The organism is Desulfovibrio intestinalis, assembly GCF_014202345.1.
In the GTDB taxonomy this organism is placed as follows: Bacteria; Desulfobacterota; Desulfovibrionia; order Desulfovibrionales; family Desulfovibrionaceae; genus Desulfovibrio; species Desulfovibrio intestinalis.
Genome location: NZ_JACHGO010000007.1, coordinates 94,961 through 120,576 on the forward strand (window position 1 = coordinate 94,961; position 25,616 = coordinate 120,576).

The 25,616-nt window shown below is 53.0% G+C and carries 24 protein-coding genes; 8 read left to right on the forward strand and 16 right to left on the reverse strand.

Annotated features, from left to right (window positions below; all coding sequences use genetic code 11):
• Window positions 1–11 precede the first annotated feature (11 nt).
• The 3 genes from HNQ38_RS11625 to HNQ38_RS11635 form a co-directional block, all read right to left on the reverse strand.
• Entirely contained in the window at window positions 12–1,358 is a 1,347-nt protein-coding gene (locus HNQ38_RS11625) for a restriction endonuclease subunit S (protein WP_183721056.1), read from the reverse strand.
• Window positions 1,355–3,598, reverse strand: a complete 2,244-nt coding sequence (locus HNQ38_RS11630) for a type I restriction-modification system subunit M (RefSeq protein WP_183721059.1) — start codon at window positions 3,596–3,598, stop codon at window positions 1,355–1,357. Before HNQ38_RS11630 ends, HNQ38_RS11625 begins: the two co-directional genes overlap by 4 nt.
• Before the next feature lie 220 nt (window positions 3,599–3,818).
• Complete coding sequence (locus HNQ38_RS11635) at window positions 3,819–7,403, reverse strand: autotransporter outer membrane beta-barrel domain-containing protein (protein WP_183721062.1); 3,585 nt, start codon at window positions 7,401–7,403, stop codon at window positions 3,819–3,821.
• A 234-nt stretch (window positions 7,404–7,637) separates the two neighbouring features.
• Here HNQ38_RS11635 and HNQ38_RS11640 point away from each other — a divergent pair, with 234 nt between their 5' ends.
• The gene (locus tag HNQ38_RS11640; protein WP_183721065.1) at window positions 7,638–8,093 is read left to right on the forward strand and encodes a helix-turn-helix domain-containing protein; all 456 of its coding nucleotides are present in this window, start codon (window positions 7,638–7,640) and stop codon (window positions 8,091–8,093) included.
• Between the two features lie 314 nt (window positions 8,094–8,407).
• On the opposite strand, the gene HNQ38_RS11645 is transcribed toward HNQ38_RS11640, so the two are convergent.
• The 6 genes from HNQ38_RS11645 to HNQ38_RS11670 form a co-directional block, all read right to left on the reverse strand.
• Complete coding sequence (locus tag HNQ38_RS11645) at window positions 8,408–10,075, reverse strand: hypothetical protein (protein ID WP_183721068.1); 1,668 nt, start codon at window positions 10,073–10,075, stop codon at window positions 8,408–8,410.
• A gap of 96 nt (window positions 10,076–10,171) precedes the next feature.
• The gene (locus HNQ38_RS11650) at window positions 10,172–11,179 is read right to left on the reverse strand and encodes a hypothetical protein (RefSeq protein WP_183721071.1); all 1,008 of its coding nucleotides are present in this window, start codon (window positions 11,177–11,179) and stop codon (window positions 10,172–10,174) included.
• 4 nt (window positions 11,180–11,183) lie between these two features.
• Entirely contained in the window at window positions 11,184–11,570 is a 387-nt protein-coding gene (locus tag HNQ38_RS11655) for a hypothetical protein (protein WP_183721074.1), read from the reverse strand.
• 9 nt (window positions 11,571–11,579) lie between these two features.
• Window positions 11,580–11,855, reverse strand: coding sequence for a YkgJ family cysteine cluster protein (locus tag HNQ38_RS11660; protein WP_183721077.1), 276 nt, complete (start codon window positions 11,853–11,855; stop codon window positions 11,580–11,582).
• Between the two features lie 4 nt (window positions 11,856–11,859).
• Window positions 11,860–12,801, reverse strand: coding sequence for a WCX domain-containing protein (locus tag HNQ38_RS14490; protein WP_183721079.1), 942 nt, complete (start codon window positions 12,799–12,801; stop codon window positions 11,860–11,862).
• Between the two features lie 121 nt (window positions 12,802–12,922).
• The gene (locus tag HNQ38_RS11670) at window positions 12,923–13,147 is read right to left on the reverse strand and encodes a hypothetical protein (protein ID WP_183721082.1); all 225 of its coding nucleotides are present in this window, start codon (window positions 13,145–13,147) and stop codon (window positions 12,923–12,925) included.
• A 327-nt stretch (window positions 13,148–13,474) separates the two neighbouring features.
• On the opposite strand from HNQ38_RS11670, the gene HNQ38_RS11675 reads away from it, so the two are divergent.
• Window positions 13,475–14,362: a hypothetical protein gene (locus tag HNQ38_RS11675; RefSeq protein WP_246388129.1), complete on the forward strand. Its 888-nt coding sequence runs from the start codon at window positions 13,475–13,477 to the stop codon at window positions 14,360–14,362.
• A gap of 51 nt (window positions 14,363–14,413) precedes the next feature.
• On the opposite strand, the gene HNQ38_RS11680 is transcribed toward HNQ38_RS11675, so the two are convergent.
• The 4 genes from HNQ38_RS11680 to HNQ38_RS11695 all read right to left on the reverse strand — a co-directional run bounded on the left by HNQ38_RS11680 (window position 14,414) and on the right by HNQ38_RS11695 (window position 16,400).
• A complete protein-coding gene (locus tag HNQ38_RS11680; RefSeq protein ID WP_183721085.1) occupies window positions 14,414–14,698 on the reverse strand; it encodes a hypothetical protein in 285 nt (94 codons plus the stop codon).
• Between the two features lie 71 nt (window positions 14,699–14,769).
• The gene (locus HNQ38_RS11685; RefSeq protein ID WP_183721088.1) at window positions 14,770–15,309 is read right to left on the reverse strand and encodes a hypothetical protein; all 540 of its coding nucleotides are present in this window, start codon (window positions 15,307–15,309) and stop codon (window positions 14,770–14,772) included.
• Window positions 15,310–15,319: 10 nt separating this feature from the next.
• On the reverse strand, window positions 15,320–15,871 hold the full coding sequence (locus HNQ38_RS11690) for a YagK/YfjJ domain-containing protein (RefSeq protein ID WP_183721091.1): 552 nt from the start codon (window positions 15,869–15,871) through the stop codon (window positions 15,320–15,322).
• Between the two features lie 274 nt (window positions 15,872–16,145).
• Window positions 16,146–16,400, reverse strand: a complete 255-nt coding sequence (locus tag HNQ38_RS11695; RefSeq protein ID WP_183721094.1) for a hypothetical protein — start codon at window positions 16,398–16,400, stop codon at window positions 16,146–16,148.
• 84 nt (window positions 16,401–16,484) lie between these two features.
• Here HNQ38_RS11695 and HNQ38_RS11700 point away from each other — a divergent pair, with 84 nt between their 5' ends.
• Window positions 16,485–16,859 (forward strand): hypothetical protein, encoded by a 375-nt coding sequence (locus HNQ38_RS11700; protein ID WP_183721097.1) that lies wholly within the window; start codon window positions 16,485–16,487, stop codon window positions 16,857–16,859.
• A gap of 5 nt (window positions 16,860–16,864) precedes the next feature.
• Here HNQ38_RS11700 and HNQ38_RS11705 read toward each other — a convergent pair whose 3' ends face one another.
• Window positions 16,865–18,115, reverse strand: coding sequence for a tyrosine-type recombinase/integrase (locus HNQ38_RS11705; protein ID WP_183721100.1), 1,251 nt, complete (start codon window positions 18,113–18,115; stop codon window positions 16,865–16,867).
• A gap of 972 nt (window positions 18,116–19,087) precedes the next feature.
• On the opposite strand from HNQ38_RS11705, the gene HNQ38_RS11710 reads away from it, so the two are divergent.
• The 5 genes from HNQ38_RS11710 (at window position 19,088) to HNQ38_RS11730 (ending at window position 24,484) form a co-directional block, all read left to right on the forward strand.
• Entirely contained in the window at window positions 19,088–20,143 is a 1,056-nt protein-coding gene (locus HNQ38_RS11710; RefSeq protein WP_183721103.1) for a TRAP transporter substrate-binding protein, read from the forward strand.
• Between the two features lie 88 nt (window positions 20,144–20,231).
• Window positions 20,232–20,855 carry a TRAP transporter small permease subunit gene (locus HNQ38_RS11715; RefSeq protein ID WP_183721106.1) on the forward strand — a complete coding sequence of 208 codons (624 nt, stop codon included), beginning with the start codon at window positions 20,232–20,234 and terminating at the stop codon, window positions 20,853–20,855.
• Window positions 20,849–22,189: a TRAP transporter large permease gene (locus HNQ38_RS11720; RefSeq protein ID WP_183721109.1), complete on the forward strand. Its 1,341-nt coding sequence runs from the start codon at window positions 20,849–20,851 to the stop codon at window positions 22,187–22,189. The genes HNQ38_RS11715 and HNQ38_RS11720 overlap by 7 nt, the downstream gene beginning before the upstream one ends.
• Window positions 22,190–22,199: 10 nt before the next feature.
• Entirely contained in the window at window positions 22,200–23,555 is a 1,356-nt protein-coding gene (locus HNQ38_RS11725; protein WP_183721112.1) for an ethanolamine ammonia-lyase subunit EutB, read from the forward strand.
• Between the two features lie 17 nt (window positions 23,556–23,572).
• Entirely contained in the window at window positions 23,573–24,484 is a 912-nt protein-coding gene (locus tag HNQ38_RS11730; protein ID WP_183721115.1) for an ethanolamine ammonia-lyase subunit EutC, read from the forward strand.
• Between the two features lie 80 nt (window positions 24,485–24,564).
• Here HNQ38_RS11730 and HNQ38_RS11735 read toward each other — a convergent pair whose 3' ends face one another.
• Window positions 24,565–25,161 (reverse strand): NapC/NirT family cytochrome c, encoded by a 597-nt coding sequence (locus tag HNQ38_RS11735; RefSeq protein ID WP_246388130.1) that lies wholly within the window; start codon window positions 25,159–25,161, stop codon window positions 24,565–24,567.
• Between the two features lie 63 nt (window positions 25,162–25,224).
• The gene (locus HNQ38_RS11740) at window positions 25,225–25,602 is read right to left on the reverse strand and encodes an ArsR/SmtB family transcription factor (protein ID WP_183721121.1); all 378 of its coding nucleotides are present in this window, start codon (window positions 25,600–25,602) and stop codon (window positions 25,225–25,227) included.
• Window positions 25,603–25,616 lie beyond the last annotated feature (14 nt).

Genomic DNA, 25,616 nt, shown 5'->3' on the forward strand with positions numbered 1-25,616 from the left:
GCTTGAACGTGTTATTGAAGGGGCGCAACGTCGCGCACGTCAATTTTTCCGGTCACCGCATGAGTAATAAGTGATGCCCTATACTCACGCAAGAGTTCAATGGATTTTTCCAGGTTTTTCCGCTGGCTGTCCAGTGCGGTGCACTGGACGTCAAGGTAATCGGCTATGGCCTGTTGTTCGTGGAGGGGGGGGTAAAGTAAGATGCAATTTTTTAACTGATCGGCATTTAGGTGTGGCTGTGCGGCTCGCATCCTTTGCAAATCAATTTGGGTTTCCTTCGTATAAGCACTAAGCAATACCCACTGAATAAATTGCGGTACCGCTTCCGTGCATCGAAGAATCATATCAAAACCTGCGATAGAGCCTTCAAGTTGCTTTGTAACGATAGCTGAATCTCCCGTATACGCACCGCTTCTAACTACAATAATATCTCCACCCCTAAGCCAAAAAATTTTATCCCGTGGGATGTCATTAGGGTCGACATAAAGGATTGTTTCAAGAAAAATTTTCCCGGCATGCAAGTCGGTTGCTCGAATAAATCGAACCCCTTCCTGTTTATGATATTCAGGAGGTTCGCTAAGCCCGTAATAAACTGACGCCAAAAATTTAAAACGGCGAACCTCCCACTCTTCCGGCACCATGCCCAGCCATTCCACGCCGGAATCCTTCATGGGCACAGTGGGATCAAGGCCGCGTGTGACGGCCTGTGTAATGACGGCACGCCGCTTTTCGTCCAGCAGGCTGAGCATTCGCTTTTTTTTCTCTATGAGCGAATCTATCTGAGCGCATTGCTGATCAAGAAAGGTGGCGATGGCCAGTTGTTCGGGGAGGGGGGGAAGGGGGCACTTGAGTGCTTTAAATTTTTCCCCTGTAAAGTGCGCAATTGTTGATTTATTGCAGAGCACGGAAAACCAATCTGCCGATGCTACATGTTCCAAAACACGCAATAGGTATCTAACATGACAATTTTCAAAGGCTCTTACTCGATGTAATGCATTTTGTATTATTGTGGGCTCATCAATAGGAAAGTTAATAATAGCAGCACGACCGACCTCTCCGCCTTCGCATACAAGCAGATCACCCTGCCGAACACCAAAATTTTTTATTTCTTCAGGAGTCGCCCACATTACCTTCAAGTCGCTATCAATTTTTTCCCACTGCACATTCATGGCTCTGTAGTAAGGTACAACAATATTTTGCTCAGAATTTGGAGAAGGCTGGAGCATTTTTCCTAGCGCAATGTTATACCCAAAGGCTACACGCCCGACCTCCCACCCTTCCGGCACCTGCCCCAGCCACTCCACACCCGAATCTTTATACGCCGAATAGGGTTTCCAACGTTTTCCTGCGCCACTCACGCGCGGCCCCCGGCAAGGCCCGTCATTATGCCCTGCTGTTCGGCGATTTCAGCTTCCAGCGCTGCCATGTCCGCCTCAATGGCTTCCAGCGAGCGCGGCGGCTCGTACACATAAAAATGTCGGGTCATGGGAATTTCGTAGCCCACCTTGGTCTTGTCGTAGTCAATCCAGGCATCGGGCCAGTGCGGCTTCACCTCGCGTTCAAAATAGCTGTCGCAATGGGGTTGAACCAGCGCAACAAGCTTGCTGTTGTTCACCTTGTCGCCCTTGCCGCCGTAGCCCAGGGGCAGAGGGAGAGACAGCGTTTCCGGCAGGGATACGCTTTCCGTATCGCGCAGGTCGCTATCTGGCTCCGGGTTGCCCTTGGCGTCGCGCACAATGGCTGCGTTGGGGTCGCGCTCGCTCAGGGCAGAAAGCAGAGCCTTCTTCATGGGGGCTTCCAGCTTTACGCCTGCCTTTTTGCAGGCCCTCTTCAAATCTGCCTCAAAGTCAGCCCTGTCCATGTACAGCTTGCCCGCGTCAAAGAGGCTGAGCAGTTTACGCAAGCTTTGCTGCATTGCCTGCCCGGCCTGCACATCCTTTTCTATGGCTTCCTTGTTTTTGCGTTTTTTGCTCACCACCAGCGAGGCAAAAGGCCCACTCTCGGTAAAGCGTGCCATACGCTCAGGGCTCACCTGCACATTGACGCGCAAGGGGCGCTCAACCGTCAGCTTGATGTAGCCAAAGGCTTGATTGGGAAACACCTTGGAGCACACGCGCTCTTTGAGGTCGCCCGTGCCGTTGACCATGCTGGTGCCGTTGTGGGCAAATTCGCCATACAGGCGGGCAATCTCCGCAATATGTTCTTCTGAAAGCTCATTGCGCTTGTTGCCCAGGCTTTTTTTCATTTTACGGAAATGCCGCGTGGCGTCGATGAGCTGCACCTTGCCCTTGCGTTCGGCAGGCTTGCGATTGCTCACCAGCCAAATGTAGGTATAGATGCCGGTATTGTAGAAAAGCTGGTCAGGCAAGGCCACCACGGCATCCAGCCAGTCGTTTTCGATGATCCAGCGCCGGATGTTGCTTTCTCCGCCGCCCGCATCGCCGGTGAACAGGGGCGAGCCATTGAACACAATGGCGATCTTGGAGCCGTCACCGGGCTGGCCGCCTTCGGCCTCTGAAGGGTGGCGCTTGGAAAGCATGTGCAGGAGAAAGAGTAGCGAGCCGTCATTGATGCGCGGCAGGCCTGGGCCGAAGCGTCCTTGAAAGCCGAAGGTCTCATGCTCTTTTTTCACCGCTGGCAACTGGTCCTTCCAGTCCACACCAAAGGGGGGATTGGCCAGCATGTAGTCAAACTGTTTACCCTCGTGCTGGTCCTTGCTCTTGCCGTCGCCCAAGGTGTCGCCCAGAGCGATATTTTCCACGTTTTCGCCCTTTATCAGCATGTCGGAACAGCAGATGGCCCACGATTCGTCGTTATAATCCTGCCCGCAGAGCACAAGGTGTGCCTGTGGGTTATGGCTGCGGATATAATCTTCCGAAACGGACAGCATGCCGCCAGTGCCGCAGGCTGGGTCGTAGATGGTCTTGGCTATGTCTGGGGTGTAGATGTCATCGTCGCCCGTATAGACAAGGTGGGCCATGAGGGTGATGACCTCACGCGGGGTAAAGTGGTCCCCGGCTTCCTCATTGGCCTGCTCGTTGAATCGGCGAATGAGGTGTTCAAAAATATAGCCCATCTGCAAGTTGCTCACCCTGTCCGGGTGCAGGTCTATTTTTTCGTCGGCGAATTCTTTGATGATGCTGAACAGGCGGTTTTTGTCGTCCAGTACGGCTATTTCCGCATCAAACTTGAATTTGTCGAAAATTATGCGCACGTTGGGCGAAAAGGCGTTGATGTACGCGTTCAGATTGGCGGCCAAGCCATTGGGGTCATGCAGCAGGGTGGAAAACGTGTACGGGCTTACATTGTAAAAGCTCACCCCATGCTTTTGGTTCACAAAGTGGCTCAATGTTTTGACGATGGTGTCGTCAGACATTTTTTGCTTTTCATTGCCCTTGTTGGCTTTCTGTATGGCCTTGAGGCGCTGGTATTCGGCGCACACCTCCGCCTTGCTGTCCTCCAGCATCATGTCCAGACGGCGCAGCACAATCAGTGGCAGCATAACCTTGCGGTACTGCGGCGGGCGATAGGGGCCGCGCAGGCGCTCGGCTATGCTCCAGATGAATTCGACAAGTTTGCTGTGCTGTTCTGTAAGCATGAATTTTCCTCTAGCAATACGAAAAATTGGGACGGGGCGCTAAGCTGCCCTCAGCAGTAACATGGACATGGTGAGGGTTTGGTATAGCAGCAACAATTGTGCTTGCCAATCGGTGAGGGTTTGTCCTTGTTCATTAGAAAACAGCCAGCTATAACAGAGAGGGCCGGGGAAATCCCCGGCCCTCTCTCCTCAGTCCCTCAGTTATCCAACCAAACCGGCTTTAAAATTCATACCTCAACGAACCAAACACTCCATGCCCTGTGCGGTGTTCCGAAGCCTGCAGGTTGTAGTTGAGCCCAAGGGTAAAGTCGCCTTTGCCAAGCTCAAAGCCCAAGCCGCCGTCAAAGGTGGCGTAGTCCACCACCTGCATCTTCATTTCGGCCTGACTGTCCACACCGGGAATGCGGGCCTTGCTCTTGGCCTTCACGTCGCCCGCTGCCGGGGTAATCCCCAGATCAAGCTGCGGTTTGAACTGCCAGCCGCTTTCGGTTTCAAAGGCTTTGGCAAAGCTCACACCCACGGGAAATGTCCAGATGGACTGAGTGTTTCCGTCCAATTCAAAGACCGTACCGCCGCTCTTCACGTCATAGCCGTCAGTCACAAGACCCAGATAGCGCACTCCCACATGGGGGATAATATCCAGCGCACCTGCGTTGAACTTGTACTCCGCCTTGAGTCCCGTATTCCAGGCATGGCTGGTCACGTCGGCCTTGAGGTCGCGCATCTGCATGGATGCAGGCATATCCTGCTCCACCTTGCTGTAGTTGCCGGTATAGCCCACATCGGCAGAGAGCCCGAAGTTGTCGTATACCCAGCCGCCATAGAGGCTCACACCCCAGAAGTTGAAGCGGTTGTCCGTGCTGTTGAAGTCTCCACTGGACTTGGCGTAGCCAGCACCGACGTTGAACGCGGCACCAAAGCGGAACATGTCGTTGATAGTGTAATCCGCGCCCAAGGCAATACCGCCCAGGTTGCTGTTGTAGCCCGTCTTGAAGTTCTCCGCCTTCATGCCCCAAACGTTGTTGGATTGGTAAAGCGGCATGATCCACACCCCGAGGCCGTTTTTGAGGCCGTCACCGGCGCTGAGGCCGGAATCAAGGCTGAGACTGCCGTCCGTATCCTGTCGCACGGCCACAGCCTGGCTCATGTCCGCGCGCGGCAGGGCCATGGATGTACGGTTGAGCACGGCTCCAGATGCGGCAGTCGCAGCACTCAGGGTGCTGCCCTGTACCGCGCCTACGGCAGCCAACTGGGCAGCGCCTTCAATGGTGGCAGCGGTCTGTCTGCTGTCAGTCGTGCCGATGTAATTGTCACTTACGGCGCGAGATATGAAACGTACGCCCGCGTTGGACGAATTAGGATTTACTCCGGCTTGGACCACCATGCGATCCACCAGCGTTCCCATGCTGCTCGACAGCAGGGGGAAGGACGAAGCCGCCGCATTGGCCTTAAGGGTCACGCTGTATTCGCCATTGGCTGTATCAAACGTGCCGCCCGTGGCGGAAAGCAGCGCGGTGCTTGTGGTCAGGTTGCTTCCAACCCAACTGGCAGCGTCCTTTGTGGAAGCGCCAAAGCCGCCAGTGACATGCACCGTTGCTCCGTCCTGACCACCCACAATGTGCAATTTTGCTCCGGAATCCACAGTAAGGGTGCTGGTGCCCCCGGCTTCCCCTGAAAGAGCCACGCTGCTGCCGACACCTGCGGCGTCAACTACCAGCAGGGACTTATCGGCAAAACGTGCTGTGTTGGCGGTGGCGGCGGAACCGCCCGTAACCCATGTTCCGTCAACATTGATGCCGCCGGTGGCGTCCAAAGTCTGCGGCGTACGCAATGCCAGTGCGGCGGTAATATCCTGCCCCCACAATCCCTTGCCGTCGCTCTGAAAACGTTGCACTTGTGTGCGCAGCCATTCGGCATCAGTGCTGCCCAAAGAAACCATGCTGTTCTGGCCCACGGTCATGAGGGCGTCCACGGTATTGGACGTAAAGGTCAAGCCACCCATGGAGGCGTTGGAAGTATCACCAGCGGCAGCAAAGGGCGGGTCAAAATTGATTTGACCGCCGTTCATGCTGATGTCTGTGGCAATGAGAGTGCCGCTGTTGGCGCTGCCGCCCACGGCAACTGTAGTGGTCGCATTACCGGTAATGCCTCCATCCACAGTGTGCGTGCCATTGACCACATTAATGGTATTGGTGCCAGTTGAAGCGTCAATGCCGCCTTGAAGAGTGCCACCCGTTGAACCACCCACAGGATTGCCCAGAGTCAGTATGCCACCATTCAGCGTGACGCCGTTGTCCGCCAGAACATTGCCGGAAGCCTGTCCGGTGAGCGTCAGAGCCGCATTGCCGCTGACAGTGGTTGCGCCTGTGACGCCGCCCACTGTGGCGGCTCCGGAAGAAAGGCCACTGCTGCCGTCCACCACAGTAGTGGTCAGAGCCGCATGGGCATCACCTACCACCTGCAACGTTTCGTTATTATAGGTGACGGTTATGCCCTGTACGGTGCCGTTGCTGCCGGAAGCGAGAATGTTATCAGTCAGCGCCTTGAAATCGGCTACTGTAATGCCGGAACCGCTGTAGCCGTCCAGCAGCAATGTGCCGCCATCGGCTATATTGATGGCTTTCTGATTCGTTGTATCCTTAAAGTCGGTGCCGGTAATCAGGTCGTCATACTTTGCCTGCAGCACGCCAGTGCCGGCAACGGCCACACCTGCCGTACCTGCGCTATACGTGGTGTTAGCAAAAGAGCCGTCAACCACCAGCTTGCCGGTATTGCCGCTGCCCCCCACGGTCAGCAGCCCGCCGGTCTGGTTGAGACTGTCTACGGTCAATACGCCATTGCCACTGACTTTGACCTGTCCGCCAGTCTGGGCCAGATCGCCAGCCTGCCAGTTGCCGTGTCCCACCTGCAACAAGCCGCCGTCAACGGACACATCCGCCGTGGTCGTCTGCGAGCCTGAAGGTGTGGCGTCAGAGCCGAGAAACACATCGCCTTGCTTCACGGTGAGGTTCGTCCCGATAAAGAACGCGCCGCCGCCTGCCGTGCCGATAATATTCAGGGAGTTTGCCGTGTCGTGCGTGTAGCTTTCACCTGCATCCATGACAAGCTTACCTGTTTTGATGGCTCCGCCCAACGTATTGGTAAAGCTACCTTCCGTAATGGCCAAGGTATTGCGCACGACAAGCTGACCATTGTTAGTCAGTGCCAGAGAACCAGAAGTGTCCGCCCCCACCAGTTTGTCATAAGCGATGCTCAAGCTTGCAATGTCCAGCATACCACCATTGATGGTGAGTTTGCCATTCATCCAAGTAGAAGCGCTGTCATTATTCATTGAATCCAGCGTGAGCTTGCCATGCTGATTTATGGTTACCGCGCCATTAAGACTCAGGTGTGAGGCTTGGGCTTCAGCCAAGCTGCCGCTGGAGCCCCCGATGGTAAGGCTGTCGGCCCGCAAACCCGTGTTGGCCTGCCCTGATCCAAAAGTGCCGATATGCAGATTCTTGGCAGAGATAATGCGCCCTCCCGCGCCTATGGTCGCGTCCGTACCTACTACCTTGCCATTACGGGCAATACTCAAGATTCCACCGCTATTGACGTCAATAGTAGTGTATTCTTCGGTAATGCCGTCTGCCACCTGATGGTTGTCGCTGATGACGATGGGGGCTGCGGCGAACGCCATATTGCCCCCTCCCAGCAAAAGAGCGCTTACCACCACTCCGCCAAGCGCATTGAGCAAGTGACATTTCTTCAAAATCCCCCTGTAACGCTGCACGAGCATCCTCAGGGCTCCTTGTGTAAATCGCATGCATTCCTCCTCGGAAATTGTTTGGTTTTGCCGAAACGGCTTCCTCTTGGAAGCCGGAGCAGCATTGGTCTTCCGATACGAGAATTATGTAAAATTAGCCGCCGGTCAATAACCTACTAGCAAATGAGCAACATTTCGTAGAAATCTTGCATGATGCAAGATTCACTATGCCCATTTGGACCAGCATTTCGACAGGAGCGCATAAAACACAATGTCTCACAATGGACACTGGCTGTGCGCCTGCCCTATCATATTCGTAATCTGCAACGCATTGAGGGAGGCATCCGACAACCGGGTGTCATGCTTGCCTTGCGCATGGTGGTGGGGGTAAGAGCAGTCCCTGGAGATTTTTTCCAGCGCTTGCTTGAAGCTGACATCACGCGAAGCCTGTGCCTTGCGGAGCAGCAATATGAACCTGTGCCAGTGATGTACCACCACCCTGAGGTGGAAGAGGACATCAAGTGTCTCTTTGGCCCCTTGCTTGCCCAAGCCCGCGTGGCGGGCGGAGTATCACAAACGGCTATGGCGAAAACAGCGAAGTACAATCTGCGCAATGTGAACGCTGTAGAAAAGGGCAGGCAAGAGCCAGGGGTTATGTCGGCACTGGCGCTGGTGGCCGCCACCGGGGTAGGAATCAGAGATTTTTTCAACAGCCTCAGCGAATTTTCAGGCTTGCATTTTGAAGAGTAAGCCTGCGCATAGGACTCGGTCTGCACGACAGTGCGCGGTGTCGGGGCCGCCATATGGCGGCGTTTTTGGCATTGGGTATTGTTTTCGTCTGGCACCATAGCCTGCCCCTGAGGTTGTGGAGTCCACGCTGGCGGCGTGGGCGCGTCACAATCTTTATGGCCCAGGCAGGTTCCAGAAGCTGGAATGAAGGATTTTAATCTTAAAGTTTTTAAGTAGAATACAGAATACGGCCTCCATGTCTGTTGACATGGAGGCCGTAACAGAAGCTTGATCGTTTTGTGTACAACTATAATCGTCTGATTTGCGTATTCAACTTACAAGACAAAGCTTTTTTCGCTCAATACCAAGGCGTCAAATTCCTCTTGCGTACTCCATCCTAGTGATTTTCCAAATAAATTATTTATTTCTTCCAAGGAGTGGAATATCTGCACGACATCCTGCGTCAGCATTGTAGCTTTGAGGCTTGCGAAAGATTTTGTAATAATGGCTTCTCGCTCAGCATAGTAAGCGTTGACCATCTTTTCAAAATTTTCTCTGCTCTCAATCAATTTCGGTATAATTTCTTCGCAATAAGCAGCAATCTTCTCGTAGCGCAGTTTGGCAGCTTTGGCCTGAGAAAACGCACTGGTTAATGAAAAAACAAGAGCATCGATGCCCCTGTTGGCAAAAACAATAGCAACGCCAGCAAGAGCGGCGGCCAACAATCCGCTGATCAGGGAAGGCAAACCTAGAAGAGTGAGTTTTTCCTCCAGAAGTAAAGCCAAAGTACCAATGCCAACGGCAGAGAGCACCTTAGCAACGGTAGACACGAGAGTGGTAAAGGAAGGAATTTTTCCAGAAATATAGTCACAAATACTGTCCCAGACTTGCCGGAGGCCTTTGCCCAGCAATTGGAGCAGACCTTTTAAAGATGCACAAACGCTGGATAATAATCCCAAAAGCAGGTTCATAACCTCAAGAGATATCTCTCTCCCACAACGCAATACACCGGATTTTTTTAGTTTATCTACAGAAATAGTAAACAAACGCTTAATGCGGTCGGTTATTTCCATGCCCTCAGGATTGGCGTGGGCATCGCGCAACTCCCAGATGGCCCCGCCAACAACGAGCCCGGCCAATTCGCTGAGCAGAACCGCGCCAACGCGTCCCCCCACCCTATTTGCCGCGTCAGAGCCTGCTTGAATCATGATAGAAGCATGGGGAAGAACCTTGCCTACGATACCATTGGTGCCCCCTGTTTTTTCAACTAGGCTTGAAAGGATAGAATGGTTGTCCGTATCTGGGCGTGATGTCCAGCAAGAATCTACACTTCCAGCTTTTAACTTGCTTAAAGCAATTTTTGCCCGTTCACGTATTTCTGAAGATCGTGCAGACTTGCTAATTTTTTCAAGATTTTCCTTGTGCCGTTCATAGCTGTCTGGCGGTACAACGATAAAATCCGGCGCATCTGGGTGCGTTGTATAGTTCTCCTTAATAAGAATGGCTGTCCCACGCACATGCTTCATTTGTAGTCTTTCTAAAACTTTTCCTTTTTCACTATACACAACAACATCGGTATGTTGATCATATAACGTCGCGTGTTCTTCAAGCGAGTCATGCTCAAGAGTCCCTTTGCTCTTTTGCACTGAAAGGTCATCAGTTCGAGCAGCTTTTTTATTGTCACCGTCAACAATGCCATTTCTTTGCGTTGCATGGCACTCCAACGCCTCAAACTCATTCCCAAAATTGTATTCATTCTTATTTGTCGAGCCGTCTTTATTGGTTCTAACTGCATTCACGAGTCGCGCACCATCAACAGAATTACCGTATAGAGCGACAGCATCCGCGAGGTTTAGCTTGCCACCACATTTCGTCATGAAACTGCGCAAGAGCTGGGCCTCTACTTCCTTGATTAACTCATTGGAAATCGGAGGTGCCACATTGCCACATTTAGACGATGCGACGGTAAACATATTGCTTGGCATGGCTATTGTTGGATTCATGACCACCTCTTATCCAAGTTCATCTGTTCGTGGAGAGTGTCGGGTGAGTAAATATAGCGGACTCTATTCTATCAAAAATAGAGCCCGCTACATTTACTACATATTTGCCAATTCTATCAAACTCTTTTGAGCCCCAGCGAGCATTGCCTTTGATGCCTTTGTTACGCGCCCTTCCTCATCAAAAATCGGTGTGTCTACTATATTTTTGACTGTTTTGGCATAAGCACCAGTGACAGAAACCAGCTTTCGTTCTTGTTCCGAATATGTCCCATAATCTACTTTATCTTCAACCAAATCTTCCAGGTCATCCAAAAGATCAGTAAAGGGATCTATAAATTGATTTAGAATGCCATGAATCTCTTCTGTTCTGCGCCGAATGGCGCGCGCAGCGCTACGTGCGATTTTCATATCTTCAGCGGCAGCCTCGGCTTTATCCAAATTGGCATACGCGTCATACTTGGCAGCCTCAGCCTTGGAGGCCATAATAAGGCCACCTACCAGTAGCACCGGAGCAGCCACAACGCCGCCCAGCACAGCCATACCCCCTGCCATGCCCATGCCGCCAGCTGCCAAGGCACCGCCGCCAAACCAAGCCAAGGTAGCATTGGTTGCGGCAACGCCGGACAATGTACTGATGGCCACGCCTGTCGATGCACTTGCCAGCAGACCAGCTCCGCCAAAAGCTCCCAACCCTGCGAGAGCACCACCGGTCAGCGATGCCGCTGCGCTCCCCAGATAATCTGTCATTCTTAATGTGGTTTCTCGAATTTCTGTGAAACCTACTTTGTCAAGCACCAGTTCATCATCTGTAAGATTGCTTTTAAATTCAACATTTTTGATCTTATCAAAACTTTCGACAAAGCGTAAAAGCATCTTCTCATAAATATCACGTTTGACTTCACCGAGCTTTTCAAGCTGCTCCTGAGTTTCTTCCCGCATGTCTTCCAATCGAGTCTTTGCCTTTTCAAATGTCTCCTGAGCTCGTTCCGTAATGCGTTTGGCCCGATCAAGATCTTCCTTGGCTTCCAGTCCTTTTGCGACCCCCACTCCACCAGCCAAAAGAGCAGCACCACCAAGTAAGAGAGGAATGAATGGAATTGGCATGGCATTAGCCCTCCATGAAATTGGTTGCTTGGCTGACAAGAAAGAGCATGTTTTCTACCCACAATGTCATCCAACTCATATCTTTTGGCTCCAGCTCCAAGCTCTGGTTAATCTTTTCCAAAAAAATTCTGTCATCCTCTGAGACAAAGCCCTCTGCGAGAGGAATAGAAAGAAGTTCGAGCATCACGGCGATGCGATCTTTCCGGTCGATAAATATATTTTTTAAATCCTCCGTGGGGACATGCTCGGCAATGACCCCAGAGAATTGCTTCTGGAAGCCTTTAAATTTAAACATTTCATGGGAAGTACGCACTCCATCAGCCATGATCAACTGGTCAAGAACATCCAGAAAAACAGCCTGCTGTTTTTCCGTAAAACTGGCAGAAAACATAAAAGCTCCTTATGAGAGTGTTTGAAGATAGGCACAACCCTGTTTGTTTATTCTGCAGTATTCCTTAAACGCCATCTGTTCTTTGAAGAATACATAGCTCTCCACAACGCGGCACTTGAGAGGGCGATCAATATATTGGCGGCAAGAATGCATGCCTTTATCATAAAAAATACATACACCATGACCATCATCAAGATCGCCATATAGCTCACCAAATTCTTTCAGATGGCTACAACAGGCTCCGCAGCGTGAACAATGAAATAACGCGGCATGGTCACTTGACATGACGCTACTCCCCTCCAGTATACGCATCACTAAGTTTTGCATCCTCACCAAAGCTGCGCACCCAGGCCCGCAGTTCCGGCTCGGCACGGGTGGTCAACGTCAGCACAAGACCGCCATCAGGCAGATTTTCTACCGCCTGGTTTTCTGCCCAGGTACGCTCTCGCACATATTCGGCCACCTTGGCACTGAAACGAATATGGAACGTACGCTGCTCATGCCAAGGCAAGCCAAAGCCCTCTGTGTCGGCCTCAGGCAAAAGCCCGGCCACCCTTTTACCCGTCGTTGTCACATCGGTAATTCTGTGAATGGCCATACTGCATGGTCTGCCTGTGGGCGTAAAATTGGGGTCCACCAGAGCGCCCAGCACATAGAGAGCATTGTTCATAGCGATCATGCGTTGAGGAACCAGGCGGTGCTCGCGCGGAGCTTCGCGCCCCGGTGCCTTGTAGGCCACAAGGCAGATTCTTTGGCTACGGGCAGCGTCCACCAACTGATCGATATGGTCGGTGTGAGGGGTGTAGTCGATACGCCCCTTGGCGTGGAAGTGAAAGGGATCGTTCTTGCCCGTATGCATCGGATCAGCCATGTGCAGAGCCAGATGACGCAGGCTTGAATCCACCCTTTGCAGCACCGGGGCAGGCAGAATGCCGGACGCCATTTCGCGGCAAATGCCGAGGAAGCGCAGTTCTTCAAAGTCCAGGCCCAGTGAGCGTCCTTCATTGATAACGTACTGATACCAGCGGCGGCGGTTGTCTAGGCCCGTACGTAGAGAGGCCCCCACCACTGCCTCGACTTCGCCCACCAGGCGGATCACCGTTTGCGGCGAACACTGCAGCTCTTCGGCAAGGTCATTCTGGTAGTGGCGGCGGCTGTCCAGCAGAAGCTTGCGAAAAAGCCGCAGTAGTTTAACGCCTGGCGTGGTGTCGGGGTCAATTTTGGGCGGCACGATTATCCACCTGACAATGTTATTTGATTAGCTATATAGCCACATAGTGCGATTATCAACATAGTTTATTACTCGGTGACCAACAGTACGAGAGGGAAAGCCCTCTCGTACTGTTGGTCATTTATCCGGTCACAGCATTTTCAGTAGCCTCAATGGGCCCTGATGCATTATCCCCGTCAGGGAGTTCATTTTCAGCAGAAACGGCATCTGTGCCTACAGCATTATCGGCATCTTCCATAAGGTCGGACACTTTTTCGCAAACCGTATCCACGGCCTCGGCAATCTGTTCGCGGGCCAGATATCCCAAGGCGGCACCGCCCACAAAGCATAAAGCTTTTCCCCACATAACTGCCTCCACAAGTATGGTTGTTGCGCGGTGCTACCGTGCGTACAGACGTTATGAGGTATATACTTTCCAGAATATGGAAAAGTTGCTTATTTTTTAAGCTTCAGATGAATTTTTGTTACCCTGTCTAAGTTTTTATAAAATATTGTTGCCTGTTAGCCGCATATTCAAACCGTGTTAGGCCAAACAGAAATTCCCTGAATCAATAATTATGTAAAATTAGACCATGGTCAATATTCTAAAAATAATTACGCTCAAGTAGGGTAAGGTCTGGTTTGCGGAAGATAAAAAATAGTCAACACGGCGTACTTATGCTAATTCCACCGCATGGCTGTTGTGGATATTTTTCCCTATGGCGGAAAGGGGAGCACGGTAAAGACTGGCAACCGGCACGCAGGTATAAGCCTGAGTGCCGTGCTGGCTGTTATCCTGTGCTTTTTATCGGCCTGCGCCGTATCCCCCAGGCTGAAGGCCCGCGCCCTTGCGCAGCAGTACGGATTTACTGAACGCCTTTTTCCGACTCAGGCTTTCACCCTCCACGGGATGTACCGCCCCGGCTTTTCACCACAGCCTGAAATCCTACGCGTATATATTGAAGGAGACGGGCACGCCTGGAAGTCACGCACCCGGCCCTCCAGTGATCCCACGCCGCTTAACCCTGTGGCACTCCGGCTGGCCATGTATGACACGGGACCGGACCCTGTACTTTATCTGGTGCGGCCATGCCAGTATGTGCAAGGAGAGGACAGGTGGTATTGTACAAAACGCTACTGGACGTCTGCCCGCCTCGGGCAGGAAGTGATCGACAGCCTTGATGCTGCCATTTCTCAAGCTAAGGCAGCATGTGGGGCGGAGAAGGTCGTTCTGGTCGGGTTTTCTGGTGGTGGAGGGGCTGCGGCACTGCTGGCAGCCAAGAGGCAGGACGTTGTCTTTCTGGGTACCATAGCAGGCAACCTTGATACTGAGGCCTGGACGCAGTTGCAGGGCGTCAGCCCTCTTGCTGAATCTCTGAATCCCATAAAGGTGGCATCATCGCTGTGGCTCCTGTCCCAACGGCATTTAAGCAGCCGCGAAGACACGATTATACCACCAGAAATCAGCGAGACGTTTTGCCGGGCAGCAAGGCAGCCCGAAAGTTGTGTGGTCATTTCTGGGGTGACGCATGGCGGGCCGTGGCAGGAATACTGGAGCTATGACTATCAGCTCGAAAAATGAGCGTGGTGAATGGATTAAACCAGAGCATGACCCTGGCGAGGCCTCTTGAATTTACAGCAGCTTTAGTTTCTTGCGGAGGTAAGCCATAGCTGACGCCTTGCTGTAACCGACCTTGGAGCCTGCCCTGACGCGCTCCTTTGGGCCTTTTTGCTGGGCGTCCTCATTGCTGAGCGTCTTTGTGGAAATGAGCCCACCAGTGAGCCTTGCCAGTTCTGCTCTGGAAATCACCGGGGGTAAGGTCACCTCGATTGCTTTGAAGAATTCCTCTGAACCGATGCCGGCATTTATCAGCCTGTCTCTATATTCAAAGTCGTGATGCCAATGCTTCTGATGCATATGGGACTCCTGCTTGCAGTATGGGCGGGTAAAGGACGAAATGGGAAAGCATATGATTGCCATCAAGAGCGTTAGAATGGCACATCGCTACTGCGGTCAGACTTACCCATCAGCGTCTTGATAATTTTGTCGGCATCCGCACCACTGCACTGCTCCAGGGGCCTTCCTGTCAAATCACGGGAAATAGTATCGGCGGCTTTACCTTTTGCTAGGGCACGAATGTATTTGACCTGCTTATCGCTGATTGGCTTAAAGGAAGACGCATTACCCCTGGAGGGCGCACTCTGGTGCGTGCTGTTGGTCTGTGGCGCATCGCCGCATATAGCCTTGAGGGAGGTCAAAGCCGCATCCATCGAGGCATAGGCTGCCTCTGACAACAGACAATGCGCATCCTCACTATGAGCCGTTTTGGGTGTCGCAAAGCCCAGCATGGAAGTCTTGGTCCCTCCCAATTCAACGTCCGTCTGGGCGATGGCGACATTGCCGTTTGCAGCATCCGGTGCCTGCTGGATGGTGGTTTTGACCAGTGAAGGTTTCATGGCGGCCAAGCGGTCATGCAAACCTGAAAGGTCACGACAAACAGGGCATCGTTCTGAAAAATTGTTATCCATATTCTACTCCTTATCCATTTGGTATTCTGCTGCAGCCAAAATTTCGTAGCCCATCATAATCAAGCTCTTTGGTATACGTCTTTGCCAGATAGAAGAGCTGGTGCAGCACTTCATTACGACGGATGTCAAAACTTACAGGCCCAGCATCCCTGCGGATTATTTTGCCGTTGTAGTCCGAGTCATCGTCGCTAAGGCAGTAGTTGATGCAGCCAGACACAGAACATCCGAGAGTGCGTCCCCAAGCCTCTTCCACATTTTGAAACACGTGCCGATAGCCTCTCACCTTCTGCCCGTTGAGAAGCAGAGCGCAATGGTAATGGGGATGGACACTGCGCTGCTGCTCCCTGACCCAGATATAGGAAGGATCAAGCCTCTGGCGGTTATACTTTTTGACGACATAGGCAATGCAGGCAGAGATGTCTTCATTGCCTGATACCATTGGGTAATCTTCCGGGTAGTGCACATCAAAGCGTACAATAAGTGCTTTTGAATGACTGTGTAAGTATACATCAAGGAGAGATGTTATTTTGTTTTTTATGTATTCAACGTAAGTATATTTCATATTCTTTCCTTTATATTGTTTCATCCCGATTTAGTTTATAACGAATATATGCAATACGTATTACATCCCTCCTATGCAAGAATGATATATTTAATATTGCGTACAGCATCTTTGCAGAAAGGATGCGCTGCTTTTGACGCACATAATAATGTCCGAATTAGCTAAATAATTTATATGAGCAAAGCATGCTGCCATCTACGCATATGCCCCTACTGGGGGCATATGCGTAGATATTTTTGGGCATACGGCTCTCACGGCAGAGGCAAGCTACTTGTCATGCTGATGCGCCAGACGCCTGAGAGTCTTTGAGTATGGTCTTCACATATTCAAGGAATCCATCTTTCTGGTACCAGACCTCGCGTTTGACAAAAAAGCGACCGGCTGGGCCGGTCTTTTCGCTGTCCTTGTTGGCCAAGGTACGGGGATTGACGAGACCAAAGGTCAGTTCGTGAACCCGTTTGCGAGGGAAGCAGGGCGGCAGGCTCTCTTCCAGCAGCTTGAGGATGTTCTGGGTCGGGGTGGGAGGCATGGCAGTGCTCCTGAGTGGTGTCGCCTGGTGGGCGCATCACATGGGTGGGCCATGTCAAAAAGTACTCTGAAAAGGATACGCGGCATGCTTGAGGCCCCTTTGGAAAGACCCGCCAAGGCACATGCGGAGGCCACATTGGGGGTATTTTCATACTACTGCATGCAGGGATGCAAACAAAGATTTTTACCAATCTATCGCCCGTTATCCTTACATATCCCAAAAATGGCAGCGAAAACATCAATGGCAGCACTTGATATTATAGCTACTGTCATTGTGTCATGTAAAAATGTAAAAATTATTTCATGGAGAAATAGCTGGCGGAAAAATCATACTAAAAACATAAGGAATACAAAAAATCGTGTCACACAAGAGGCTGTCTCAAGTGTGATCTATGGATGCTATTTTGACCATTGGAAGGAGGCGCTCCATTTAAAAAATGAGCGCCGAGGAGACGCCTGACTTGCTCAGGCGCTGCCCTTTTTCTGGGCTTCGGAAAAGTCATGCACGTTGGCAGGCTGCTGTTTCAGCTTAGAGTCTAACCGGCCCATTGCCCGCTGCTTCTTTTCATCCGTGGGATGGGTATAACGCTGGAGCATGGCGAGCGTTGACCAGCCAAAAAGTTCCTGAATGGTGCGCACGTTTTCCCCCGCATCAAGCAGCATGGAGGCAGCGCTGTGCCGCAGGGAGTGAAATACCAGAAGCTCACGCCGGTCAGTACGGCCTTCGTTCAACTTGAGGTTGGCCACAGCTTTGCGGAAGTTGGCAGGCATGGACGTCCACTGCTTTCCTTGGGCATTGGTAAAGACAATATCCTGCGCCTGCCCATGGGGCATACTGCGCAAGACAGAAACCAGCGTTTCCGTCATAGGAACGGCGCGAGGCTTGCCTGTTTTGGTGTGGACAAGGGTAAGATGCCTTTCTCGCAGATTCACCTGCCCCCAGGTCAATCGCGCCACCTCACTGAGTCGCCCTCCGGTGTGCAGGCAGGCCAGGGTGAAGGCCCAAGCTTTTTCATCAAGGCGCTGTATCTCTTCAAGCAGATCCTGCGCCTCATTGGACGAAAGGGCGCGATTACGGGCATTGCTGATCTTTCCCAGCTTTATTTCCTGCGTGGGGCAGTCGCCCTCCACCAGTTTATTTCCGCGTGCATGATTCCACACAGCCCGCATGGTGGCAAAAACAAGCTGTGTCGTACGCTTGGCAAGGCCGGCACTGGCCATTTTGCTCTTTATGGCGTCAAGGTCTGCCTTGGATATTTCGCGTAGGGGCACATCTCCCAAGGCGGGAGCGAGCCATGTTCTGAAGTTGGATTCTTCCTTGCGCCACGTCTCCGGAGCCTTGCTTTGCCTGCAGTCGGGAAAGTAGTTGTTGTGCCAGTATTCACTGAGCGTAACCGCAAGCCGCCTGCAGGCTTCCTGCTGCCGTTTCGCTTCCGCGCGTTCCTCCTGGGCCTTGACCCGCCTCTCCCGTAACGTGACCTCGCCCGAACCCGTCTTTTTGGCCACCATCAATTCCGCAAGCGTCAGCCGGGCACGCTCCAGCGTCCAGCCCTGACTGGCCCAGCCCAGGCCTTCTTCATACCGCTTGCCCTCCACGCGATAGCGCAGGGCATAGTACACGTCAGGCTTCAGGCCGTGCTTGCGAGTCAGATGTTCGTATTTTCGGATGCCACGCTCGACCGTGACCCAAGGCGTATGTTCTTTCCCCTTGGCCATCCTCTCCCCCTTTTTGCCGTTTCCTCTCCCCCACCTCTCCCCCTTTTGGGGCTGAAACAGGGTGTTTTCGGGTGAATCATTATGAAGATAAAATTGATCGTAATATACTATTTTGTCAAGATAAAATGGCATTCTGTGAAGGTGGGTGAAAGTGGCTGAAAATGGCCTTTGGGGGACTGAAAATCCCCGTGTCGGCAGTTCAATTCTGTCCCTCGGCACCACGAAATTTAAGGACTCAGGTAGAAATACCCGAGTCCTTTTTTCGTTTATTCTGAACTTGTCCTTCCCCTGTCCCTTGTTTGAAATGCTGGAGCGCACCTGTGTGTGCTTCTGTCCACTCCTTCCTGCCACGCGTTCAAGCGGGTGATTCCATTTTCGCCAGTGCTGCGGCTTATCCCTCAACGCTATCCTTACGATTCGTCATAACTGTAGCTGACATCATTGGCTCGCTTTATATATTTTGCAGATATGGCCCCAGTTTGATCGCAGGCAGATCCCCGTGCACATGGTGACCAAAATGGACTGCCCCGTTACGGCTCCCTCCCCCGTAGGCTTTCCCATCCCCGCCCCACTGCTTGTTCACCCCGTTTCGGCATTTACTCTTTTGTATCGCGATACAAAATTGTTTCGGCCCCATATTTAAATTAAATTAAATTATTTCAGCATAATAAATGCAATATTGCGTATTATTTATATTTATTTTCCAGCGGTACGATTTTGTTTCACAGCAACCAGAACAAATTTGTTTTAAAATTTCCATATCTGTTCCAATTTTGCGAGATACCACCCTCACAATAATCATATTTTATACATTTATATAAGCATATTATAACAATTTCCTCCCACTATAAGCCACATGGCACGCTACCTGCAAAATCTCCAAAAACAACCCAAGTAGTACGTTTAGGCCAATGGTTGGACACATACGGTGTCGCAATATCTGGCGGCTACAAATCTTTCAGGAGAAATACTATGCAGCGTAGGGATTTTTTGAGAACGGCAGGCATCGGGGCAACAATGGCTGTAGCCGCTACAGCTGGCGTTATGAAGGCTTCGGAAGCCCACTCGGCCCCTGCTCCCATTAAATGGCGCATGCAGACCTATGCTGGCTCCGCCCTTGCGGAACACGTTATCAAGCCGCAGATAGACGCCTTCAACAAAGCCGCCAACGGCGAAATGGTTATCGAACTGTACACGTCTGACCAGCTCGTGCCCACCAGCGAATTGTTCCGCGCGGTACAAAACGGCACCATCGACGCTGCCCAGTGCGATGAAGACTCAATGTCTTCCCCGGCCGACGTGGCCATATTCGGCGCGTATTTTCCCTTTGCCACCCGCTACTCGCTGGACGTCCCCGCCCTGTTTGAAAACTGGGGCCTCAACGACATCTGGCGGCAGGCCTATGGCGAAATAGACGGCGTTGAATGGCTTGGCGCTGGCTCATGGGACCCCTGCAACTTTTCCACCACCAAGCCCATCAAAAGCCTGGCCGACCTCAAGGGCAAGCGTGTGTTCTCCTTTCCTACTGGCGGCAAGTTCATGAGCCAGTTCGGCGTTGTTCCCGTTACCCTGCCCTGGGAAGACATTCAGGTTGCCCTGCAAACGGGCGAACTGGACGGCGTGTGCTGGTCGGGCATTACCGAAGTTTACACCTCCGGCTGGGCAGACCAGTGCAAATACTACCTCACCAACAACATCTGCGGCGCATGGATTGGCTCGTACTTTGCCAACAGCAAAAAATGGGCTGCGTTGCCCGAACACCTCAAGACGCTTTTCAAGCTTACCTGCGACAGCTCGCACTACTATCGCCAGCACTGGTACTGGTGGGGTGAGGCCCACTACCGCGCCACTGGCGGCAAGATGGAGCTGACCTCCATTCCCGATGCGGAATGGAACCAGGTAGAAGCAGCGGCCCACAAATTCTGGGACGAAACCGCAAAAAGAAGTGCCCGGTGCGCCCAGGTCGTAGACATTCTTAAAAAATACAATGCTGAAATGCAGGCGGCTGGCCGTCCCTACCGGTATTAAAACCAGGGTGGTGCGTAGGGGGCTGCCTCTCCCTGCGCGCCGCCGCCCCGTACAAAGTCCATAGACTCAACGCTACAAGGAAAACACCATGCCTGGCTTCATCAAGCTCTATATTCGCTATGTGGATGCCGTTAACCGCCTTCTGGGGCGCGTTGTACTGTATTTTGTGTTCATCATGATGGCGATTTTGCTGTACTCGGCATTTTCGCGGTATTTTCTTGATTCGCCCGTTATCTGGGGCGTGGAAATGGCCCAGTTTTGCATGGTGGCCTACTACATTCTTGGTGGCGGCTTTGCCCTTTTGCTCAACTCGCACGTGCGGCTGGACGTATTTTATGCCCGCTGGTCCTGGCGCAAGCAGGCCAAGGCCGACGTGTACACCTCCATCTTTCTCGTGGGCTACCTGGGCTTTCTTTTGTACGGCTGCTTGTCCAGCACCTGGTACTCCATTGAATTCAACCAGCACAACAATACTGCCTGGGCTCCCCCCCTGGCGCCCATCAAGATCATCATGGCCGTGGGGATAAGTCTGACCCTGTTGCAGTCAATTTCTGAGTTTTTTAAGGCACTGGCGCGCTCCAGAGGCCTGATCATCGAAGAGAACGTTCCCGAAAGGCTGCTGATTGACGCTGAAATCACGCCAGACGCCTCTGCCGACTCCCCCCTCTCCCCGGTGCAAGCCAGCGCCGTAAAGGATTCACCCAAATGCTAGACTTCACGCTTACGCTTTCGCACGAAAGCACAGCCCTTCTTCTGTTTGCCTCTATGGGCCTGCTCATGCTCACAGGGCAGCGTGTTTTTGCGGCTATTGGCTTTGTGGGCGCCGTGGCCGGCGCATTGCTGTGGGGCACCGGCGGCTCGCAAATGGCTTTTAACGCCAGCATCACCCTGATGAAATGGTTCCCGATGATTTCACTGCCCCTGTTCATCTACATGGGCTATATCTTGTCAGAATCCGGCATTGCCAACGATCTTTACCGCATGTTCCACGTGTGGATGGGCGGTCTGCCCGGTGGCCTTGCCCTTGGCACGGTGGGCCTGATGGTGGCCGTTTCGGCCATGAACGGCCTTAGTGTGGCGGGCCTTGCCATCGGCGCAAGCATCGCCATGCCAGAAATGCTCAAACGCGGGTATGACAAGCGTATGGTCTCGGGCATTATTCAGGCTGGCAGTACCATTGGTCTCATGATGCCGCCCAGTGTGGTTCTGGTACTGTACGGCATGATAGCCCGCCAGCCTGTCAGCACGCTGTGGCTGGCGGGCATCGGCCCCGCATTGCTGCTGGCCCTGATGCTCACGATCTATATTGTTATCCGTTGCAAGCTCAATCCCGCGTTGGCCCCGGCCCTTTCCAAAGAAGAACTGGCCAGCATCAGCCCCGCCGAAAAGCGTCGTCTGCTGTGGGCTGGTCTGCTGCCGCTGGTTATCATTTTTTCCGTAACCGGTTCTTTTTTGTCCGGCATGGCAAGCCTTGTGGAAAGCTCCGCAGTGGGTGCGCTTGTGGCCACGCTGGCGGCCTGGGCCAAGCGCCGCCTCACCAAGAAAGTCATGAAGGTCGCCCTGCTGCAAACCCTGAGCGTGAGCTGCATGTTCATGTGGATTATTATGGCGGCCCTGTGCTTCAGCTCTGTTTTTGACGGCCTGGGCGCAGTGCATGCCATCAAGACGCTCTTTCTGGACGGCTGGCACCTCAGCCCCTGGGGCGTGCTGATTATCATGCAGATTTCCTTTCTGCTGCTGGGCATGTTTCTGGACGATACAGCCATGCTCATTATTGTGGCTCCCCTGTACATCCCTCTGGTCAAATCGCTGGGCTTCGACCCCATCTGGTACGGCGTGCTGTACACCATTACCTGCCAGGTCGCCTATATGACGCCGCCGCTTGGGTACAACCTGTTTCTGATGAAAGCTATGGCCCCCAAAGATGTAACCTTGCAGGACATTTACTCATCCATCATCCCGGTAGTGTCCCTGCTGCTCCTGAGTCTGGTGCTTGTTATGGTATTCCCCAACATAGCTATGTTCCTGCCCAACATTCTCAAGTGAGGAAACTCCCGTGAACACCAACAGTCCTTTACGGGAACTGCTGGCCAAGGCGTCGCCCCTGAGGTCGGGCGACGTTTTGGCCGGTGTGGCCGCCGCTTCGGACGAAGAACGCGTACGCGCCCAGATGGCTCTGGCCGATGTGCCGCTGAAACGCTTTCTTAACGAAGCCGTTATCCCTTACGAAGAAGATGAAGTAACCCGCCTGATCCTAGATTCGCACGATGCAGAGGCCTTTGCTCCGGTGAGTTCTTTTACCGTGGGGCAGCTGCGCGACTGGCTGCTCACTGACGAGGCGGACGCAAACACTCTGGCCGCTCTGGCTCCCGGCCTTACCCCCGAAATGGTGGCCGCCGCCAGCAAGCTCATGCGCCTGCAAGACCTTATTCTTGTCGGCTCCAAATGCAGGGTGGTCACACGTTTTCGTAATACCATCGGGCTTGGCGGACATTTTTCTACCCGTCTGCAGCCCAATCACCCCACAGATGATGCGCGCGGCATTCTGGCCTCAACCATTGACGGCCTGTACTACGGCTCCGGCGATGCGGTTATCGGCATCAATCCGGCGACTGACAGCCTTGAGAACATCACCCGCCTGCTCTACCTGCTCGCCGAACTGATTGCCCGTTACGACATCCCCACCCAGAGCTGCGTACTGACCCACGTAACCAACGCTCTGGTGCTGGTGGAGCGCGGCGCTCCCATTGACCTGTGCTTCCAGTCCATTGCCGGAACAGAAAAAGCCAACGCCAGCTTTGGCATCAACCTGAACATGCTGGACGAAGCCCACAAAGCCACCCTGGAACTGAAGCGCGGCACCGTGGGCAACAACGTCATGTACTTTGAAACCGGGCAAGGCAGTGCCCTTTCGGCCAATGCCTATTTTGGCGTTGACCAGCAAACCATTGAATGCCGCGCCTACGCCGTGGCCCGCCCGTTCAATCCTCTGCTGGTAAACACCGTAGTGGGCTTTATCGGGCCAGAATACCTGTTCAACGGCAAGCAGATCATCCGGGCCGGGCTTGAAGACCACTGCTGCGGCAAGCTGCTGGGTCTGCCAATGGGAGTGGACATCTGCTATACCAACCACGCAGATGCCGACCAGGACGATATGGACGCCCTGCTCACGTTGCTTGGTTCGGCGGGCTGCAATTTCATCATGGGCATTCCCGGTGCGGACGACATCATGCTCAACTACCAGTCCACATCGTTTCACGATGCGGCCTATCTGCGTAAACTGCTCAACAAGCGGCCTGCCCCGGAATTTGAAAAATGGCTTGAAGAAATGGGCATTCATGATTGTGAGGGCTCGTTGCTGCCGCCCGGCGGAAAACTGCACGCGCTGGAAGAAAAAGTACGGATGGGCTGACGCTGTCTGGAGGATGCATGAAGGAACACAAGGAAACCGCCCGCCCCGCCAATGGAGCGTCACCTGTGGGTGAAGACCCCTGGGCCGAATTACGCCGGTATACCGACGCACGCATCGCCCTGGGACGCTGTGGAGTCAGCCTGCCGCACGCTGAATGGCTGGCTTTTCGTCTGGACCACGCCAAAGCGCGGGACGCCGTACTGACCCCTTACGAAATAAAAAACCTGCGCGACACGCTGGAAGCGCAAGGTTTGCCGTGTCTTGAGCTGCAAAGCGCCGCTACAAACAAGGAAGAATTTTTGGCCCGCCCTGACAGAGGCCGTAAACTTTCAGAGGCCTCGCGTACGCTTCTTGAGCAGTACATGGCCAGACTAGGGCAGGAAAAAAACCATCAAGACACGCCAACAGACACGAACAGTTGCGAAGAAACCTGCACAGGCACCTGCACGAACGGCAATATGGACAAGAGCACGAACAACCGCGCGGACATTTGCCTCGCCATCAGCGATGGACTGTCCGCCCGCGCCGTACACGAAAACGCCGCGCCTTTTGCTGCCAGTTTTATGGCCTGGGCCGCTGAGGCAGGGTTCAGCACCACGCCCGTGGCGCTCATCGAATATGGCCGGGTAGCTGTGGCCGATGAAATCGCCCATCTGCTGGGGGCAAGGCTTGTGGTCATTCTGCTTGGCGAAAGGCCGGGGCTGAGTTCACCCAATTCATTGGGGGTCTATCTGACATACGCGCCCTTTCCCGGCTGCACGGACGAAGCACGAAACTGCATCTCCAACGTGCGCCCGGCGGGCCTGAGTATTGAAGACGGTGTGCGCAAGCTCAGCTATCTGGTGCGGGGAGCCTTTGCCAGAGGACTGAGCGGCGTAAACCTCAAGGACGACATGCCTCTGGACGGCGGGCACAAGGAACTGGTGTAGCCTGACGAGAAGGATTGTGTAAAATGCGTGAAATCACCAGAGCGCACAACAGTTCCCGCAGTGCTCCGCGATTGCCGTGTTCATCTGTCCGACCCGCTTTCCCTGCTGGCCGAAAATGAACCGTGCGCCATATTCTCGTGGCAGGACACACACCCTTTGACTTCTATCTGTGAAGCTTGCTTTCTGGCGCGGGTGTTGCGGACGGGTTTGCCGTGGCAGCGCGAACAGCCACCACGATCAGGGTGGGGATTCTTTTTCAGATATTCCAAATGCGCGGCCTGGCCCTTTGCCGACACCGGGCCACTTTGGGCGGCGTTCAGCATCAAATCTTCATGGCAGGCCCGGCAGTTGGCGTCAGCCACATATTTTCTGGCCGTCTCCCGCATCTCGGACCGGTCCAAAAGCAAATTCTCAGAAGTAAAATGCGTCCAAAGTGAACTGATACCCACGGCAACTTTTGTTTCTAGCATGGAAATCGGGCCAGAACTGGAAACGTGGCACTGCGCGCATCCTATGGGCTTGCCGTTTGCATCCCTGGCGTGGGGCGATCGCGAAAGTTCTTCTTTATAGGAACGCATTTCATGACAGGAAAGGCAAAAACCATCCTGCGATGTTGCGACCAGAGAAGCGCCGGACACAAAAAAGCCAACAAGCAGCAGCCCCCCCCTTAATCCCAAGGAGCATTATAACCTTGGAAAACACGCAACCAACCCCTACTTTTCTGCTAAATACTGCCCCGGCTATCCGTTGCCGCTTTCCTTGATGTGCGCCAAAGCCTGCGACAAAATGGGAGAAATATGTTCATCCGCGATGGTATAATAGACAATTTTACCTGAGCGCCTGAACGTAACCAGTTTAAGCTGCCGAAGAACCTTCAGATGATGTGAAATGGCTGGCGTGCTCATTTCAAGCAACGCGCCAATGTCGCAAACGCACATCTCCGCTGCCAGCAAGGCATACACAATCTTGAGCCGCGTCGGGTCACCAAGACATTTGAACAACTCTGCCATTTCGCCAAGAGAGGAATCTGGCAACAGTCCTTCTTTCACCTGATCCACCACGTCCTGATGGATGATCGTGCAGCAGCAGACGGGGCTTGTTTCGAGCTTGTCGGGCATGTCTCCTCCTTCAA